General features: G+C 66.0%; 21 protein-coding genes. 13 read left to right on the top strand and 8 right to left on the bottom strand.

The features are described 5' to 3' along the window. Positions 1–80: 80 nt before the first annotated feature. Positions 81–1028 (bottom strand): substrate-binding domain-containing protein, encoded by a 948-nt coding sequence (locus tag FJ953_RS01400; protein WP_140499137.1) that lies wholly within the window; start codon positions 1026–1028, stop codon positions 81–83. A gap of 318 nt (positions 1029–1346) precedes the next feature. Between FJ953_RS01400 and FJ953_RS01395 the strand changes: the two genes are divergently transcribed. Then, on the top strand, positions 1347–2039 hold the full coding sequence (locus tag FJ953_RS01395) for a RibD family protein (RefSeq protein ID WP_140499138.1): 693 nt from the start codon (positions 1347–1349) through the stop codon (positions 2037–2039). A gap of 18 nt (positions 2040–2057) precedes the next feature. On the opposite strand, the gene FJ953_RS01390 is transcribed toward FJ953_RS01395, so the two are convergent. Next, positions 2058–2948 (bottom strand): SDR family oxidoreductase, encoded by an 891-nt coding sequence (locus FJ953_RS01390; RefSeq protein ID WP_140622871.1) that lies wholly within the window; start codon positions 2946–2948, stop codon positions 2058–2060. An 89-nt stretch (positions 2949–3037) separates the two neighbouring features. Here FJ953_RS01390 and FJ953_RS01385 point away from each other — a divergent pair, with 89 nt between their 5' ends. Then, entirely contained in the window at positions 3038–3889 is an 852-nt protein-coding gene (locus tag FJ953_RS01385) for a helix-turn-helix transcriptional regulator (RefSeq protein WP_181171589.1), read from the top strand. Positions 3890–3972: 83 nt separating this feature from the next. Here FJ953_RS01385 and FJ953_RS01380 read toward each other — a convergent pair whose 3' ends face one another. Then, positions 3973–4872 carry a LysR family transcriptional regulator gene (locus FJ953_RS01380; protein WP_140622867.1) on the bottom strand — a complete coding sequence of 300 codons (900 nt, stop codon included), beginning with the start codon at positions 4870–4872 and terminating at the stop codon, positions 3973–3975. A 94-nt stretch (positions 4873–4966) separates the two neighbouring features. On the opposite strand from FJ953_RS01380, the gene FJ953_RS01375 reads away from it, so the two are divergent. From FJ953_RS01375 to FJ953_RS01365, 3 genes are all read left to right on the top strand, one after another. Continuing rightward, positions 4967–5851 (top strand): aldo/keto reductase family oxidoreductase, encoded by an 885-nt coding sequence (locus tag FJ953_RS01375; RefSeq protein WP_140622866.1) that lies wholly within the window; start codon positions 4967–4969, stop codon positions 5849–5851. Between the two features lie 125 nt (positions 5852–5976). After that, on the top strand, positions 5977–6708 hold the full coding sequence (locus FJ953_RS01370; RefSeq protein WP_140622864.1) for a pseudouridine synthase: 732 nt from the start codon (positions 5977–5979) through the stop codon (positions 6706–6708). 143 nt (positions 6709–6851) lie between these two features. Next, positions 6852–7253 (top strand): VOC family protein, encoded by a 402-nt coding sequence (locus FJ953_RS01365; protein ID WP_140622862.1) that lies wholly within the window; start codon positions 6852–6854, stop codon positions 7251–7253. A 6-nt stretch (positions 7254–7259) separates the two neighbouring features. Here FJ953_RS01365 and FJ953_RS01360 read toward each other — a convergent pair whose 3' ends face one another. Next, positions 7260–7841: a histidine phosphatase family protein gene (locus FJ953_RS01360; protein WP_140622860.1), complete on the bottom strand. Its 582-nt coding sequence runs from the start codon at positions 7839–7841 to the stop codon at positions 7260–7262. Between the two features lie 219 nt (positions 7842–8060). On the opposite strand from FJ953_RS01360, the gene FJ953_RS01355 reads away from it, so the two are divergent. Further along, positions 8061–8510, top strand: a complete 450-nt coding sequence (locus FJ953_RS01355; RefSeq protein WP_140622858.1) for a universal stress protein — start codon at positions 8061–8063, stop codon at positions 8508–8510. A 35-nt stretch (positions 8511–8545) separates the two neighbouring features. Here the strand turns inward: FJ953_RS01355 and FJ953_RS01350 are convergent, their stop codons facing one another. Further along, complete coding sequence (locus tag FJ953_RS01350; RefSeq protein WP_140622856.1) at positions 8546–9295, bottom strand: sulfite exporter TauE/SafE family protein; 750 nt, start codon at positions 9293–9295, stop codon at positions 8546–8548. Positions 9296–9316: 21 nt separating this feature from the next. Then, positions 9317–9529, bottom strand: coding sequence for a hypothetical protein (locus FJ953_RS01345; RefSeq protein ID WP_140622855.1), 213 nt, complete (start codon positions 9527–9529; stop codon positions 9317–9319). 158 nt (positions 9530–9687) lie between these two features. Between FJ953_RS01345 and FJ953_RS01340 the strand changes: the two genes are divergently transcribed. The 7 genes from FJ953_RS01340 (at position 9688) to FJ953_RS01315 (ending at position 14447) form a co-directional block, all read left to right on the top strand. After that, positions 9688–10560 (top strand): LysR substrate-binding domain-containing protein, encoded by an 873-nt coding sequence (locus FJ953_RS01340; RefSeq protein WP_140622853.1) that lies wholly within the window; start codon positions 9688–9690, stop codon positions 10558–10560. Positions 10561–10685: 125 nt separating this feature from the next. Continuing rightward, positions 10686–11192, top strand: coding sequence for an Lrp/AsnC family transcriptional regulator (locus tag FJ953_RS01335; protein WP_140499160.1), 507 nt, complete (start codon positions 10686–10688; stop codon positions 11190–11192). Then, complete coding sequence (locus FJ953_RS31070; RefSeq protein ID WP_263483102.1) at positions 11189–11314, top strand: hypothetical protein; 126 nt, start codon at positions 11189–11191, stop codon at positions 11312–11314. Before FJ953_RS01335 ends, FJ953_RS31070 begins: the two co-directional genes overlap by 4 nt. Positions 11315–11424: 110 nt before the next feature. Continuing rightward, positions 11425–12213: an ABC transporter substrate-binding protein gene (locus FJ953_RS01330; protein ID WP_140623470.1), complete on the top strand. Its 789-nt coding sequence runs from the start codon at positions 11425–11427 to the stop codon at positions 12211–12213. A gap of 122 nt (positions 12214–12335) precedes the next feature. After that, the gene (locus FJ953_RS01325; protein WP_140521400.1) at positions 12336–13007 is read left to right on the top strand and encodes an amino acid ABC transporter permease; all 672 of its coding nucleotides are present in this window, start codon (positions 12336–12338) and stop codon (positions 13005–13007) included. Further along, complete coding sequence (locus FJ953_RS01320; RefSeq protein WP_140499164.1) at positions 13004–13678, top strand: amino acid ABC transporter permease; 675 nt, start codon at positions 13004–13006, stop codon at positions 13676–13678. Before FJ953_RS01325 ends, FJ953_RS01320 begins: the two co-directional genes overlap by 4 nt. 25 nt (positions 13679–13703) lie before the next feature. Next, on the top strand, positions 13704–14447 hold the full coding sequence (locus tag FJ953_RS01315; protein WP_140622851.1) for an amino acid ABC transporter ATP-binding protein: 744 nt from the start codon (positions 13704–13706) through the stop codon (positions 14445–14447). A 15-nt stretch (positions 14448–14462) separates the two neighbouring features. Here the strand turns inward: FJ953_RS01315 and FJ953_RS01310 are convergent, their stop codons facing one another. Beyond that, entirely contained in the window at positions 14463–15161 is a 699-nt protein-coding gene (locus FJ953_RS01310; RefSeq protein WP_140516231.1) for an RES family NAD+ phosphorylase, read from the bottom strand. Further along, complete coding sequence (locus FJ953_RS01305; RefSeq protein ID WP_140565462.1) at positions 15155–15565, bottom strand: MbcA/ParS/Xre antitoxin family protein; 411 nt, start codon at positions 15563–15565, stop codon at positions 15155–15157. Before FJ953_RS01305 ends, FJ953_RS01310 begins: the two co-directional genes overlap by 7 nt. Positions 15566–15688: the final 123 nt, after the last annotated feature.

Genomic DNA, 15688 nt, shown 5'->3' with positions numbered 1-15688 from the left:
ACAGCCAATCTCCCCCCTTGAGGGGGAGATCGCCGGCAGGCCAGAGGGGGGTGCTGCCCCGCCGACCTCTCCATGCGAGCTCACTTCGTCTCGTTCAACCTCTCGGCCTTGTCGAGATTGTCCTTGCCGATGACGATCGGCGTCAATAGCACCAGCTTCTCCTTCGGCTCCGTCTTGTCCCTGGCGTAGGCGACGGCGATCTGCACGGCGGTGCGCGACTGCTGGCCGGGGAACTGTTCGACCGTGCCGGCGAGCTTGCCGTCGCGGACCGCGACCAGCGCTTCCGGCAGCGCATCGAAGCCGTAGATCTTGACGTCGGTGAAGTTGCGCGCCGCGCAGGCTTCGAGCGCGCCCAGCGCCATGTCGTCATTGGCACAGACGATCGCGTCCGGCTTGCCGTTGGCGGCAAGGCCGGCTTCCGTCACCGACAGCGCCTCGGCGCGGGCGAAATTGGCGGTCTGCTCGAAGACGATCTGGTACTTGTCCTTCAAGGGATCGAGCACATTGTGCACGCCCTTGTTGCGGTCGATCGCCGGCCCGGCGCCGGGTTGGCCCTGGAGGTGGAACAGTTTCGCGCCGTTGGGGAACGCCGCCACCACGGCCTGCGCTTCCGCCTCGCCGCCCTTGACGTTGTCGGCGCCGACATGGGCGAGGATGCCCTCGACGCCGTCGACGCGGCGGTCGATCGTCACCACGGGAACGCCGGCCTTGACCGCTTCCTCGATGGCCGGCGCCAGCGCGTTGACGTCGAGCGGCGAGATCACGATGGCGTTGACCTTCTGCACCAGGGCCGCCTCGATGTCGGCGGTCTGCTTGGTGGCCGAGTTCTGGCCATCGCTCTCGGTCAGGTTGACGCCTTGCGTGGCGGCTTCCGCCTTGATCTCGTTCAGCATGTGCACGAAGAACGGAAAGCCGAGACTGGGCACCGAGCCGAGAATGGTGAGCTTGTCCTGCGCAAATACCGAGGGCGCGGCAAGCACCATCGCGCCCGCGGCCACGGACGTCATCAGGAATTCACGTCTGTTCATGGGATCCTCCTCCACAAGAACGCACGGCCCCGGAAACCGGGACGGTTTCAGGAAGGATCATGCGTCGGTTCAAAGTGTTGGAGCATCCTCCTTGCGTTTGCTAACGCATGCCGCTCCAGCTGATCGCCGTTGCAAAAACTGCCTCCCGTCGGCACCAGCAAACGGATGCTAGCCCAGGCTCAACCATTTGTGCAACATCGATATAACAGGCCCAGTCGGCAATGGTCGGAATTTGGATGAGCCGGGTGCCCAGCTTCCATTCTCCGGCGCTGGCCCTAGTTTGAACCGCGCCTGAGCCCATTCCCTGGAGACACCCGCATGAAACCGCACATCATCTGCCATATGATCGCGTCGCTGGACGGCAGTCTCCACCCGAGCCGCTACACGGCCAGCCCGGACGGAACCCGGGCCGAATGGTCGAGCCTCTACGAGTATATCCATAATGATTTTGCGGGCGACGGCTGGATCGTCGGCCGCGTCACCATGGCCGAGATGAGCAAGGCCGGCGCGCACCCGCCGGCCGATGCGGGCAAGGTCGACCGACCCTATCATGTCGCGCAAACCGGTACGGGAAGCTACGCGGTGGCGCTCGATCCATCGGGCAAGCTCCACTTTTCCAAACCCGACATTGGCGGCGACCATGTCGTGGTGCTGCTTGGGCACGATGTCGCCGACAGCCACCTGGCCGAGCTCGCTGCCGACGGCGTGTCCTATATCGTGGCGGAAACGGCTGACATGGATCTCGGCCGGATGCTCGAAGTTCTCAACCGCGAATTCGCCATTCGCCGGCTGCTGCTCGAGGGCGGCGCCGGCATCAACGGCTCCTTCTTCGCGGCCGGCCTTGTCGATGAGCTCAGCCTTCTCGTCGCTCCCGCTCTTGATGGGCGGGCGGCGAACCAGGGTTTCGTCGAATTCGGCGAAACCGGCCTCGCGGGCAAGATGCAACTGTCGCTCAAAAGCTGCGAAGCCCTCGCCCACGGGCTCGTCCATTTGCGCTACGCCGTCGGCTGACGACGCTTTATCGGCGCATCATACGTCGTACCGCATGGCCTCGAGATCGGCGATCAGCGTCGGACCGGTCGGATACCAGCCGAGCCGCGCCTGGGTCAGCGCGCTGGAGGCCGGTAGATCCATCGGGGCGAACATTGCCATCCAGCCGAAATGCTCCGCCGCCTGTTCCGGAGCGATCGAAACCACCGGTACGTTGAGGCCCCGCCCGATCACCTCGGCGATCGCGCGCACTTCGACGCCTTCCTCGCCGACCGCGTTATAGCGCGCGCCGGGCTGCCGCTTTTCCACCGCCAGCCGGTAGAGGCGCGCCGCGTCCAGGAGATGGCCCGCCGCATAGCGGTTGCGGCCCTCGCCGACATAGGCCGAAACGCCTTTCTGGCGCACGATTTCGATGAGCGGCGTGATGAGCCCTTGCTTGACCGGGTTGTGAACCTGCGGCAGCCGCACCACCGAGACGTTGACGCCGGCTTCCAGCAAGGCATTGCCGGCGAGCTCCGAGGCGATGCGCGGATTGGGATGGCTGGCGTTGAAGACGTCCTCGCTGGCAAGCTCGCCATGTCCGGGGCTGCCCACGCCGACGCCGGAAGTGATCACCAGCGGCCGGTCGGATCCGGCCAATGCCTGGCCGAGTGCCGCGATGACCCGGCTATCCTTCTCGCAATTCTCGGCAAACCGCGAAAAATCATGGTCGAACGCCGTGTGGATCACCGCTTCCGCCTTTGCCGCGCCGTCGCGCAGGCCCTCGGGATCCTCGAGCGTTCCCCGATGCACTTCGGCGCCCGCCGCCGTCAGCGCTTCGGCCCCCGCTTCGGAGCGGGTGACGCCGACCACCTGATGGCCCGCCTTGATGAGCTCAGCCACGAGCGCCGAGCCGATGAAACCGGTCGCGCCGGTCAAAAAGATACGCATGCGATTCTCCTGCACGATTGCCTGCGCAGTATCGCCGGTCTATTATTCCATTAAAGTAGTGATCTTATCGTGGTATAATGGCTAACAGGATGCCCACCAATTCCGCCGGTTCGCTCGCGGCGTTTCTGAGAGACCGGCGCACCCGGCTCGATCCGGCCTCGTTCGGATTTTCAGGGCGCCGGCGCACGCCGGGGCTGCGCCGGGAGGAGGTGGCCCAGCGCGCCAACATCAGCCCGACCTGGTACACATGGCTGGAGCAGGGTCGTGGCGGCGCGCCTTCGGCCGATGTGCTGAACCGCATCGCCAAGGGGCTGATGCTGACCGAGGCCGAGCGCGAGCACCTTTTCATGCTCGGGCTCGGACGCCCGCCCGAGGTCCGCTATATCGGCGCGGAAGGCATCAGCCCCCGGCTGCAGCGCCTCCTCGACACGCTTGAAGCGAGCCCCGCCTTGGTCAGGACCGCCACCTGGGATGTCGTTGCCTGGAACCGCGCCGCCCAGGTCGTGCTGACCGATTACAGCGCCCTGCCCGCCGACCAGCGCAACATTTTGCGCTTCATGTTCCGCAGCCCGGCCATCCGCGAAAAGCAGCACGACTGGGAAAGCCTCGCCCGTTTCGTGGTGGGCGCCTTCCGCGCCGACGCGGCGCGTGCCGGCGCGGTGTCCGAGGTACGCGAACTCGTCGACGAACTGTGCAGCGCCAGCCCCGAATTCGCCGCCCTGTGGCGCGAGAACGACGTGCTCAGCCACGGCGACGGAACCAAGCGGCTGAAGCACCCGGTGCTCGGCGACATCGAGCTGGAATATTCGGGATTCGCGGTCGACGGCCGCCCGGATCTGAGCCTGACCGTCTACAATCCGGTCGACAGCGCGGTCGCGGAGCGGATTCGCGAACTGGCCCGGCACTCCAAAGCGCAGGTGTCATCGGAGCCGGTGCGATGATCCCTGCTCCTTCCTGGAACATTCCAGAAATGCGCAGCCGGTTGCGTCCGACGATGCGTCCTTGAAACCGTTATCGCGGCGCCTCACCACCGCATCCCGCCGACAAAGTCGATGAATGCCCGTAGCGGCGCCGGGATGAGGCGGCGGCCGGGATAATAGAGGAACGGGCCGGAAAATTCCTGCCACCAGGGCTCCAGTACCGGCTCGAGCCGGCCATCGTCGAAATAGGGGCGCAGCCAGTCCTCGAACAGCGAGACGATGCCGCCGCCGGCAACCGCCACATCGAGCGCAAGCGCCATAGCCGTGCCGGTGCTGACCAGCAGCGGCCCGGTCGGCTCGACGCTCACTATCTCGCCGTCGCGCTCGAACTCCCAGGGCGGCGTCAGGCCGCTGGCGAAGCGGCCGCGCAGGCATGCGTGATCGAGGAGGTCGCGCGGATGGTCGGGCCGGCCACGCCGGTCGAGATAGACCGTTGCGGCAGCGGTGGCGAAGCGCTGCCGGCGCGGGCCGATCGGTACGGCGATCATGTCCTGCTCCAGCCGCTCGTCATAGCGGATGCCGGCATCGCAGCCGCTCGCCAGTATGTCGACGAAACTGTCCTCGGCGGTCACCTCCAGCCTTATGTCGGGATAGGCGGCAAGGAAGGGCGGCAGAAGGCGCGGCAGCACCAGTTTCGCCGCCACGACAGGCACGTTGAGCCGCAGCGTGCCGGCCGGGCGGCCGCGAAAGCCGTTGACGACATCGAGTGCTGCCTCGACCTCGCCGAGCGCGGGGCCCAGCCGCTCCAGCAGGCGTGCGCCGGCCTCGGTCGGTGCGACGCTGCGCGTGGTGCGGTTGAGGAGCCGCACGCCGAGCCCCGCCTCCAGCCGCCGCACCGTTTCGCTGAGGCTGGAGGCGCTGACGCCGCTGACCCTGGCCGCCTCGCGAAAGCCGCCGGCGCGCGCCACCGCCATGAATGCCTGGAGGTCGCCCAGATCCGTCATTGTACGCCTTTCCGCACAGCCTGTGCCGATTGCGCCATATTATCGCGCAGGCGTGCATTGTCTATATCTGGCCGATGCAAAGGAGATCGAGACCATGACTGACATCAGCAAGGCCGGAACCTTCAAGCTCGGCGACCGCACCGTGAAGCGCATGGGCTACGGCGCCATGCAATTGGCTGGACCCGGCGTGTTCGGCCCGCCGAAAGACCATGACGGTGCACTCGCCGTGCTGCGCGAGGCGGTGGCGAGCGGTATCGACCATATCGACACCAGCGATTTCTACGGTCCGCACGTCACCAACCTGATCATCCGCGAGGCGCTGCACCCCTATCCCGCCAATCTCACGATTGTCACCAAGGTCAGTGCCCGGCGCGGCGCCGATGCATCGTGGATCCCCGCAATGTCGCCGCAGGAACTGACGCAAGCCGTGCACGACAATCTCCGCAATCTGGGACTAGACACGATCGAGGTCGTCAATCTGCGCTCCATGCACGGCATACACGGCCCCGCCGAAGGCTCGCTCGAACCCCAACTGAATACGCTCGCCGAACTGCAGCGTCAGGGTCTGGTGCGCCATATCGGCTTGAGCAATGTCACATCAACCCAGATCGCGCAGGGGCGCGGCATCGTCGACATCGTCTGCGTGCAGAACCAGTACAACATCGCGCATCGCGAGGATGACGCACTGATCGACGAGCTTGCCGCGGCCGGCATCGCCTATGTGCCGTTCTTCCCGCTCGGCGGCTTCACGCCGCTGCAATCCAGCACGCTGGCCGATGTCGCGCAAAGACTCGGCGCCACGCCCATGCAGGTGGCGCTCGCCTGGCTCCTGCGTCGCGCGCCCAACATCCTGCTCATCCCCGGCACCTCGTCCATTGCGCATCTCAGGCAAAACATCGCGGCGGCGGAGCTGGAGCTGCCAGCCGACGCGCTTTCCGTGCTGAACGGGATCGCGGACGAGACCGAGCAAGCGGCCTGAGCCGGCGCGACTAGCGCTTGCCGGGCGGCACCGCTGTCCGGCAAGGTCCCGACCTCGGCGGCGGCTTGCGCAACCGTCGCCGGCCATGGCATCTGGTCCGGTACAACGGATCGATCCGAAGCGGCATGACTCCACGACCACCACGACCCGGCGTCAGCCTCAACCGCGCGCTGTCGAAGCTCGGCCTGTGCTCGCGCACGCAGGCCGAGCGGCTGATCGCCGAGGGCCGCGTGCGCGTCGGTGGCAAGGTCGCGCGCGATGCTTCCCTGCGCGTCGATATGAAGCGCGACCGTATCGTCGTCGACGGCGAAGACATCGTTGCCGAGCGCAAGGTCTATCTCATGCTCAACAAGCCGCGCGGGCTGGTCACGACCCGCGACGACCCGCTCGAGCGCGACACCGTCTATGCCTGCCTCGAAGGGCTCGACCTGCCTTTCGTCTCCCCCGTCGGCCGGCTCGACAAGGCGAGCGAGGGCCTGCTGCTGATGACCAACGACACGCGCTTTGCCAACCGGCTGATGGACCCGGCCTCGCACCTGCCCAAGACCTACCATGTCCAGATCGGCACGGTGCCCGACGCGGCGGAGCTGGAAGCGCTGCGCGCCGGCGCTACCGTCGAGGGTGAAATGCTGACTGCGAACTCGATCGGGCTGCTGCGCAGCGGCGGCCGCACCGCCTGGCTGGAGATCGTGCTCGACGAGGGCCGCAATCGCCACATCCGGCGCCTGCTCGCCGCCCACGGCATTGAGGTCAAGCGCCTGATCCGCGTGGCCATTGGCCGCTTGCCGCTCGGCGACCTCGCCAAGGGTACGACAAGGCATTTGACGCCCGATGAATTGGCGCTGCTGGCGGGGTGAATAGGCGCAGGGTTGGCACTGTCGTTCGGCATATCTGAAAATCGCGCCGGCACTTCCGTCTCCTGACGGAAAGCTGTCAGGAGCCCCGGCCTATAGAAGGCCGGGAGCCCAGCCGCGGCTTCGACGATCAAGGAGCCAATGCGATGAATTTCGTCTCTGTCCGCATCATCACGTCCGATGTCCAGCGCCTCGTGCGCTTCTATGGCGAGATCACCGGCATGCCGGTGACGATGTACACGGAGGACTTCGCCGAACTGGCGACGCCGGCCTGCACGTTGGCGATCGGCAGCACGCGCACCCTGATGCTGTTCGGCAGCGACATCGCCCGCCCAGCCGACAACCGCACGGCCATAATCGAATTCCGAGTCGGCGACGTCGATGCAGAATTTGCCAGGCTGGCGGAAACCATCAAGGGCGCAATTGTCCAGGAGCCTGCCACCATGCCTTGGGGCAACCGCTCGCTGCTGTTCCGCGACCCGGACTGCAATCTGGTGAATTTCTTCACGCCTGTAACCGCCGAGGCGATCCGGAAGTTCGACAGCTAGGCCGTCCTACTTCCCGTTCCATTTGCGCACCACCGGCTCGCCGAGGTCATGCTCGTAGCCGAGCACGCTGATGCTGGCCGTATCAAGCACGAACAGCGCGCCGTCCTGCGGCGGCAAGCCGAGCCAGCGGGCGGTGAGCACGCGCAGGAAGTGCGCGCTGGAAAAGATCAGCGTGTCGGCGTTGGCCTCGCGCAGGCGATCGATGATCCTGTCGGCGCGGGCGCCCACATCGGCCGCCGTTTCGCCTTGCGGGCAGCCATCGCGAAAGACGTTCCAGCCCGGCCGTTCGGCCAGGATTTCCCTGGTGGTACGCCCCTCATAGGCGCCGTAGTCCCATTCCTGCAGGTCGTCTATCTTGACGCTTTGCGCCCCGAAGCCGGCAAGCACGCTGGTGTTGTAGGCGCGTTGCGAAGGGCTCGACCACACGGCCGAAAACGGCAGGCCTTTCAGCCGATCCGCCACACCCCGCGCGGCGGCCTCGCCGGCCGCCGTCAGCGGCATGTCGGTGCGGCCGGTGTGCTGGCCCGAAAGGCTCCACGCCGTCTCGCCATGCCGGACCAGATGGATTTGAGGAAACGCGCTGCTCATGATGGGCCTTTCGAAGCTGCCGCACCTTAGAGGACGATGCGGCGAAGGGGAATCCGGCTGGCGCGAAAGTCCGGGGGTGGAACGCTCGTTTGGGTGCGGTCCACGCGATGCCCACCACATTCCCTGGCCCTGATCCCCGCCGCATTGGCACAATGACTGGGCGCCGGGCATAACTATGTGTGGTCCATAGTTCACCAAGCACGATAGGTCACGATCATCATGTACAAACATCTGCTCATCGCCACCGACGGGTCGGAACTGGCCGACAAGGGCGTTGCCCACGGCCTCGGGCTGGCAAAGGGCCTCGGCGCCGCCGTGACCTTCGTCACCGTCTCGGAACAATTCCCGATCTTCGCCTGGGGCGGCGCCATGGCCGGCTACGCCGCGGGCGATGGGCTGGCCGCCTATCAGGAAGAAGCCCGCAAATACGGCAAGGAGGTGCTCGACAAATGCAAGGCTTCCGCCGAGGGGCTGGGCGTGTCGGCCAAGGTCGTGCACATCGAGGACAGAAGGCCCGCCGAGGCGATCCTGGAGCTGTCGCAGACCGAACGCTGCGACCTGATCGTCATGGCCTCGCACGGCCGCCGCGGATTGGGCAGGCTGCTTCTGGGAAGCCAAACAGCGGAAGTCGTTTCCTACAGCGAAATCCCGGTCCTGGTGGTGCGGTAGGCCGGTCCGGCCAGTCGGCGTTCGGCAAGCGGTGCTCAAAACGCCGCTTCGGCCACCAGATAAAATCCCAGCGCCAAGAGCCCGGCGAAGAACACTTTGCGAAAAGTCTCGACGCCCATGCGCTGGCGCAGCGCCTGGCCGACAGCCATGCCGGCGAGCGCGGGCGCCAGCACCGCGACCGAACCCGCCAGCCCGGCCGTCGGCGAGGCCAGGGCGCCGGCCCTGAACAGCCCGATGGCCAGCGCCGCCGTCGACACGGTGAAGGACAGGCCGAGCGCCTGGATCAGCTCTTCCCTGCCCAGCCGCAGCGATTGCAGGTAGGGCACCGCCGGAATGACGAAGACGCCGGTGGCGCCGGTGACCAGGCCAGTTGCCACCCCGACCAGCGGCGATAGCAAGGCCTCGTGGCGTGGCGGCGTTGAGAAGCCGGCCTTGGCGAGGCCGAGAACGGCATAGAGCATCAGTGCCACGCCGAGCGCGCCGGACGCGGCCACCGTATGCGCGCCGGTGAGCAGGCCGGCGCCGGCAACGGTGCCGATCACCACGCCGGCCATCATCGTCCATAGCCGCCTGACGAGCCCGCCGAACGAAGGACCGGTGAATAATTGCCACAGGTTGGTAGCCAGCGACGGGATCAGCAGAAGCGTGGCCGCCTCGGCCGGCGCGATGGTCACCGCCAGCAGGCCCATCGCCACCGTCGGCAGGCCCATCCCTACCACGCCCTTGACGAAGCCGGCGGCAAGGAAGACGGCGCAGATCCAGGCGACGGCGGCGGCGCTCAGCATGATGGCGTGTCCGGCAGCGGCTCAATCATGGAGCAGCATGTCGGCAGCCTCGATCCCCGCTGCCGGCCCCGCCGGTCCGGCGGCGGCGCTGCTGACAGAGGCGGATGTCATGGCGCATCCTGGCATGCCGGAATCCGAGCGCGCCACGGCCAGAAGGGCGACGGCAACCGCCAGCAGCATCGCCGCGCTTTCAGCAATGCCGAGCCCTTGCCGGTTCGATGCTGGTTTTCTCATCATGGACCTCCACCGAAACTGTTTGACGAAATTCGCCGTCACCCACAATGTGGAATTTACGGCCCCAGCCTTCGCCCGAGGCGAAGGCTGGGGCCGGAAGCGGTCGGCCGGATGCGCCGTCGATCGCGTGCGCCCGGGCTGTCTTGCGGGAGGAAAAAATGCGCTTCGACCTCGTCGATCTCCGGCTGTTCCTGCTGGTTGCCGAGCGCGGCAGCATCACCCATGGCGCCGAGCTCGCGGGCCTCGCGCTGGCCTCGGCCAGCGCCCGCATCAAGGGCATGGAGGACAGGCTCGGCGCGCCGCTGCTGGAGCGCCGCCGGCGCGGCGTGGTGCCGACCGCCGCCGGCCAGGCACTGCTGCACCACGCGCGCGCGGTGCAGAACCAGATCGAGGCGATGGCCGGCGAGCTCGGCGCCTATGCCACCGGACTGCGCGCGCGGGTCCGCCTGCTCGCCAACACGGCCGCCACCAGCGAGCTTCTGCGCGACAAGCTGCCGGCCTTTCTGGTCGCGCATCCCGGCATCGACATAGAGCTCGATGAGCGCCCCAGCCACGAGATCGCCGAGGCGGTGGCGAGCGGCGCCGCCGATCTTGGCATTGCCGCGACCTGGGCCGGCCTTTCCCATCTCGAACAGAAACCGTTCTTCGTTGACCGGCTGGTGGTGATCGCCGCGCGCAACCGCCCCGGCCTCGAAGGCCGCGCGACCGGCCTCGCCGACATTCTCGGTGAAACCTTTGTCGGCCTGAGCGCCGGCCATCCCTTGCAGGAGCACATCTCCCGCCAAGCCGCGCGCCTGGGCGGTCATCTGCATTTTCGCATCCGCGTGCCCGGCCTCGACAATGTCTGCAGGCTGGTGGCGCAGGGCGCGGGCGTCGCCATCGTGCCGGAAAGCACGGTGCGCCGCTCGGCGCCCAGCCTGCGCAGCCTGCGGCTGACGGACGACTGGGGAACCCGCCAGCTCAATCTCTGCGCCCGCCGCTTCGACACGTTGACGCCGCAGGCCAAGCTGTTGGTGACCGCGCTGGTGTGAAGCCGCCGCCACATGCTGAATTCGCGTGGAATCATGCCTTGCCTTTGAGGAATCCATGAAATAGCTTGTTTGCACATAGGCAAAAAAATCGCCTAGCTTTTTTCGTTTTATGAAAGACGGGGGACTTGCGGGAACATCTCGATCTGACCGATCGGCGGCTGGTCAAACAGCTGTCGCAGGACGCGCAGCCGGGCATCAACCGCCTTGCCGAGATTCTGGCGATCTCGGTGCCGACGGTGCGCACGCGGCTGCGCAACCTGCTCGACCGCAACCTGCTCAAGATCGTCGGGCTCCTGAACCTGACGGAGCGGCCCGAACTGATCTCGGCCATCGTCGGCATCAACGCGCAAGGGCGCGGCCGCGCCCGCGAGCTGGCGCAGCGCATTTCCGAACTGCCCTTCGTCAACTCGGCCTCGGTCGTCACCGGGCGCTTCGACATCATCGTCGACGTGACGGTGGCCGGCGACGTCGCCGATCTCTACCGCGTCACCAGCGAGTTGATCCCGGGCGCCGGCGAGCCGGGCGAGGTCGTGCGCAGCGAGACCTTCGTCGTCATGGCGTCCTGCAACAAATGGGTCAGCCTGCCGGAAGGCTGCTGGTCCGACGACAGCATTCGCAAGGAGCCGGCATGAGGATAGCGGTTCTCGGGGGCCTCGGCCTGCTCAACCCGCTGCTGCATGTGCCGGACGCGCCTTTCTTCGGCGCGTTGCCCAGGCGCGGCATCGCGGTCGCCGAAACGGCGGCCCGGCACTGAGGAGACGGATTTTCGAACGGTGGCCGCCGCTGGCAAAGGCGCCGCCGCTCAAAAAGCACCCTGTAGGGTAGACAACAAGACGACAAAAGGAGGAATGCCCAATGAAACCAATGAAGATTGCCAAGCTTTTCATCGCCGGCCTCGCACTGGCCGGTCTCACCGCCGCCGCCAGCGCCGGATCGCTCGACGACATCACCAAGCGCGGCGAACTGCGTGTCGCCGTGCAGACGCAGGGACCGCCCTTCTCGCTGGTCGGCGCCAATGGCGAACGCACCGGCAGTTCCGTGGAACTGGCCGAACTGATGGCCAAGGAAATGGGCGTCAAGATCACCTTCCTCGACTTCGACTGGGACGGCCTGATCCCGGCGCTGCTTTCGGGCAAGGCCGACCTTCTGGTCGCCGACATGACGCCGACGCTGGCACGCGGCATGAAGGTCGCCTTCACCACGCCTTACATGTATACGGGCAGCACCGTCTTCACCAAGGCCGACGGCAAGTTCAAGACCGCCGACGACTGCAAGGCCAAGGGCACCAAGATCGCCGTGCTGCTCGGCGCCACCGGCGAGAAGGAAGCCAAGGCAGCCTTCCCCGATGCCGACATCAAGAGCTACAAGGGCGGCGGTCCGCTGCTGCTCGACGCCGTCAACAACGGCCAGGCCGATTGCGGCGTCAACGACGTCTCGGCGGTCAAGGGCCAGTCGACGGCTTATCCGGCCGGGACCTTCACAATCATGCCGGACCTCCTCTCGAAGGAGCCGCTTGCCTTCGCCACCCGCTATGACGAGCCGGATCTCCTGATCTGGATGAACCTGTTCCTCAACCAGGTCACCATCGACGGCCGCCTGCAGAAGAACCTCGACTACTGGGTCAATTCGGAAGACTGGAAGAAAGATCACTGATTAGGGATTAGGGAATTAGGGATTAGTGAGTAGCGAATTAGTGAGTAGTGAATAGGGAATTCCGGATCCGCCTCACTACTCACTGCTCACTACTCACTACTCCCTAATCACCATTCACGCCCATGCTCGAGAATTTCAGCTTCCGCACCATCGTCGAATACCTGCCCCTGTTCGGGCAGGGCCTGGTCACGACAGTGTGGCTGTCGGCGCTGTCCTTTTTCGGCGCGCTCGCGGTCGGCATCCTGCTGTGCGCGATGAACCTGCAGCGCGGCTGGCTGTTTCGGGTGCCGGCCAAGGCCTATATCGACGCCGTACGCGCCACGCCCCTGCTGGCGCAGCTCTATTTTCTCTATTTCGGCCTGCCGCGCCTCGGTTTCGTGCTGCCCGAACTCGTCGTCGGCATCCTCGCGTTGTCACTGAACAGCGGCGCCTATGTCGCTGAAATCATTCGCGCCGGCATCCTGTCGATCCCGCGCGGCCAGGTTGAGGCCAGTGTTGCTTCGGGCATGACCTATGTCCAGCGCATGCGCCTGGTGGTCTTGCCGCAGGCGTTCAAGGTGACGATCCCGCCGCTGCTGGGACAAGCGATCGTGCTGGTCAAGGATTCGGCGCTCCTGTCGCTGATCTCGGTTGCCGAGCTGACGCGCGCCGGCCAGTTGCTCGCCTCCGACCGTTTCATGCCGGCGGAAGGATTTCTCACCATCGCCGCCTTCTACCTCCTGCTCTATTACGGCCTCAAAGGGCTGGCGGTTCTCTCCGGCCGCTGGCTCGGCTCGGCGGGAGCGCGCATATGATCTGGCAACAGTTGCAAAGCCTTGCGGGCAGCTATCCGCTGGCGCTGCGCGGCCTCGGCATGACCGTGGTGCTGTCGCTGATCAGCCTGGTGCTGGGCACCCTGCTCGGCTTCGGCCTGGGCATCTTGCGGACCGGCGGCAACCGGTTGATCGCCGGCGTGATCGGTGCCTGGGTAGACCTCATCCGAGGCACCCCGTTCCTGGTGCAGATATTCCTGATCTTCTTCATCTTGCCGGAGCTGGGCATCGAGCTCGACGCCTTCACCGCCGGCATCATCGCGCTGACCAACCTCGCCGCCTGCTTCATCTGCGAGATCGTCGCCGCCGGCATCCGTTCGGTTCCGACGGGCCAGGTCGAGGCGGCACTGGCGTCCGGCCTGTCGCGCTGGCAGCGCATGCGCCAGGTGGTGCTACCGCAGGCGATGCGCATCGTGCTGCCGCCGCTGGTCGGGCAATATGTGCTGCTGATCAAGGATTCTTCGGTCGTGTCGGCGATCGGCCTGACCGACCTCACCCGCGTCGGCTGGCTGGTGGTGCAGCGCGTGCCGAACGGCCTGCTGGTGTTCTTCCTCGTCGGCGTCGGCTATTTCATCGTCTGCTATCCGCTGATCATGCTCGCCCGCCGGCTCGAACGGCGCATGGGTGCCGCCCATGGCGAGGTGCAGATATGACATCGAACCCAAAGGTTCTGACCACATGACCAAAACGGGCATGATCGATTTTCGCGGCGTCAACAAATGGTTCGGCACGCTCAACGTGCTGAGGGACATCACGCTCAGCGTCGAGCCGCGCGAAGTGGTCGTCGTCTGCGGCCCGAGCGGGTCGGGCAAGAGCACGCTTATCCGCTGCATCAACGGGCTGGAGACGATCAAGGACGGCGACCTTGTCGTCGACGGCCAGCGGCTCGGCGACCCCGCCACCAACATGACGAAGCTGCGCACCGAGATCGGCTTCGTCTTCCAGTCCTTCAACCTCTACCCGCACAAGACCGCGCTCGAAAACGTCACGCTGGCGCCGATCCATGTCCGCAAAATCCCGCGCGCCGAGGCCGAGCAGGCCGGCCGCGAACTGCTGGCCAAGGTCGGGCTTGCCGACAAGGTCAACGCCTATCCTGCGCAGCTTTCAGGCGGCCAGCAACAGCGTGTGGCGATCGCCCGCTGCCTCGGCATGCGCCCAAAGATCATGCTGTTCGACGAGCCGACCTCCGCCCTCGACCCCGAGATGATTTCGGAAGTGCTCGACGTCATGGTCGCGGTTGCCGAGGAAGGCATGACCATGATGGTGGTGACGCATGAGATGGGCTTTGCCCGCAAGGTCGCCCAGCGCGTGGTGTTCATGGATGCCGGCGCCATCGTCGAAAGCGGCACGCCCGACGAGTTCTTCTCGCACCCCAGGACCGATCGCAGCCGCGCCTTCCTGAGCAAGATCCTGCGGCACTGACCGGCGCCGCCGCCTTCAAGTGACCGCCAGCACCTTGCCTGTATCGTGCTGGCGCACGAAATCCACGCGGCGGCCGTCCCAGTGGTAGCTGTAGTGCCTCCCCTGGACGGGAACGGTGATTGCATCCGGCCAGAAGATGCCGATGCACTGCCCGCTTGGCATGCGCACGCTGTTCCACACCAGCCCGTCGCTGCCGGCCGCACGCAAGGCGCGGCCTTCGGCCTGCGAGGCGGTGTAGTCGTCCGGGTCGAGCGCGCCGGGCACCGCGTTGACGTCATCGAGGTCGCGATCGACGCTGCCGATCAGCACGCGGAAATCCGCGGTCCAGCCCGGCTCCTCCTTGGTGGCGCGCATAAAATTCTGGTGGTGGTGGATGGTTTCGGCCAGCGCCACCTCCTCGCTGTCGCCGGCATAGTAGATGCCGTAGCTGCCATCGGAAAACCGCCCGGGCCGCAAGGTCGAGCAATGCACGAAGGGCGCCATCACGAAACTTGCGCCGGGTCCGGACACCCGCCTTTCGGCAGGAACCTTGCCGAGGTCGCCGAGTTCCAGCCGGATGCGCGGATTGGTCTTCTCCTCGACGGCGGCCAGCGCTTCCCAATCGCGTGGGTCGGCAATGTCCTCGAAGAGGTCGATCGGCGGATGGATGGAGCGGATGATGCGGAAGGTCTGGGGCCAGTGGACGCGGCGCCGGACCGCGAGCCCACTCACCATGCACCACGCTCCGCGTCGAGCCATTCGCGCATCGCGGCAAGGTCGGAGATTTCGCCGCGCAGCATCAGGTCGAGCGCCGATTGGCCGCCGAACGTGGCATTGGGCTTGCGGATCCAGGCATAGCCGCGCGCCGGCTCGGTGAAGAGATAGCGCAAACCCTTGTGGATGCCCATCAGATGCGCCATGCGGGTGCGCAGGTCACGGTCGATCCGGCCGATGCCGCCTTCCTTCCAGCGCGCCCAGGTGCGCGCCGACATGCCGCCGAGCAGGATGCAGGCCTCGAGGTCGGTCAAGTTCCAGGCCTTGAACAGATTGACCGTGGTGCGCGCCAGGGCGCCCGCCTCTTCATCCGAGATGGCGCTGCCGACCGCGGCCGGCGTGGTGACGATGGACTGAAGCTGCATTTTCTGCTCCCGCTACTGGCAGACATATAGCATGTATTTGCCAATTGGCAAGGAAAACAGGACCAGAGCGGCCACCTAGGTGGTGCGGCATAACAGAACCAGGGTTCCTCGCCCCCACGAAGG

Source organism: Mesorhizobium sp. B2-3-6, assembly GCF_006442305.1.
GTDB lineage: Bacteria > Pseudomonadota > Alphaproteobacteria > Rhizobiales > Rhizobiaceae > Mesorhizobium.
This window is presented reverse-complemented; position numbering and strand designations above follow the sequence as displayed.

Bases quoted from the DNA above. Each gene is read 5' to 3' on its own strand.
- FJ953_RS01315 (WP_140622851.1), top strand. From the start codon at position 13,704: ATGACCAAAACGGGCATGATCGATTTTCGCGGCGTCAACAAATGGTTC.
- FJ953_RS31070 (WP_263483102.1), top strand. From the start codon at position 11,189: ATGAGGATAGCGGTTCTCGGGGGCCTCGGCCTGCTCAACCCGCTGCTG.
- FJ953_RS01310 (WP_140516231.1), bottom strand. From the start codon at position 15,161: ATGGTGAGTGGGCTCGCGGTCCGGCGCCGCGTCCACTGGCCCCAGACC.
- FJ953_RS01345 (WP_140622855.1), bottom strand. From the start codon at position 9,529: ATGAGAAAACCAGCATCGAACCGGCAAGGGCTCGGCATTGCTGAAAGC.
- FJ953_RS01355 (WP_140622858.1), top strand. From the start codon at position 8,061: ATGTACAAACATCTGCTCATCGCCACCGACGGGTCGGAACTGGCCGAC.
- FJ953_RS01380 (WP_140622867.1), bottom strand. From the start codon at position 4,872: ATGACGGATCTGGGCGACCTCCAGGCATTCATGGCGGTGGCGCGCGCC.
- FJ953_RS01325 (WP_140521400.1), top strand. From the start codon at position 12,336: ATGCTCGAGAATTTCAGCTTCCGCACCATCGTCGAATACCTGCCCCTG.
- FJ953_RS01365 (WP_140622862.1), top strand. From the start codon at position 6,852: ATGAATTTCGTCTCTGTCCGCATCATCACGTCCGATGTCCAGCGCCTC.
- FJ953_RS01385 (WP_181171589.1), top strand. From the start codon at position 3,038: ATGCCCACCAATTCCGCCGGTTCGCTCGCGGCGTTTCTGAGAGACCGG.
- FJ953_RS01375 (WP_140622866.1), top strand. From the start codon at position 4,967: ATGACTGACATCAGCAAGGCCGGAACCTTCAAGCTCGGCGACCGCACC.
- FJ953_RS01360 (WP_140622860.1), bottom strand. From the start codon at position 7,841: ATGAGCAGCGCGTTTCCTCAAATCCATCTGGTCCGGCATGGCGAGACG.
- FJ953_RS01350 (WP_140622856.1), bottom strand. From the start codon at position 9,295: ATGCTGAGCGCCGCCGCCGTCGCCTGGATCTGCGCCGTCTTCCTTGCC.
- FJ953_RS01400 (WP_140499137.1), bottom strand. From the start codon at position 1,028: ATGAACAGACGTGAATTCCTGATGACGTCCGTGGCCGCGGGCGCGATG.
- FJ953_RS01340 (WP_140622853.1), top strand. From the start codon at position 9,688: ATGCGCTTCGACCTCGTCGATCTCCGGCTGTTCCTGCTGGTTGCCGAG.
- FJ953_RS01395 (WP_140499138.1), top strand. From the start codon at position 1,347: ATGAAACCGCACATCATCTGCCATATGATCGCGTCGCTGGACGGCAGT.
- FJ953_RS01320 (WP_140499164.1), top strand. From the start codon at position 13,004: ATGATCTGGCAACAGTTGCAAAGCCTTGCGGGCAGCTATCCGCTGGCG.
- FJ953_RS01390 (WP_140622871.1), bottom strand. From the start codon at position 2,948: ATGCGTATCTTTTTGACCGGCGCGACCGGTTTCATCGGCTCGGCGCTC.
- FJ953_RS01305 (WP_140565462.1), bottom strand. From the start codon at position 15,565: ATGCAGCTTCAGTCCATCGTCACCACGCCGGCCGCGGTCGGCAGCGCC.
- FJ953_RS01370 (WP_140622864.1), top strand. From the start codon at position 5,977: ATGACTCCACGACCACCACGACCCGGCGTCAGCCTCAACCGCGCGCTG.
- FJ953_RS01330 (WP_140623470.1), top strand. From the start codon at position 11,425: ATGAAGATTGCCAAGCTTTTCATCGCCGGCCTCGCACTGGCCGGTCTC.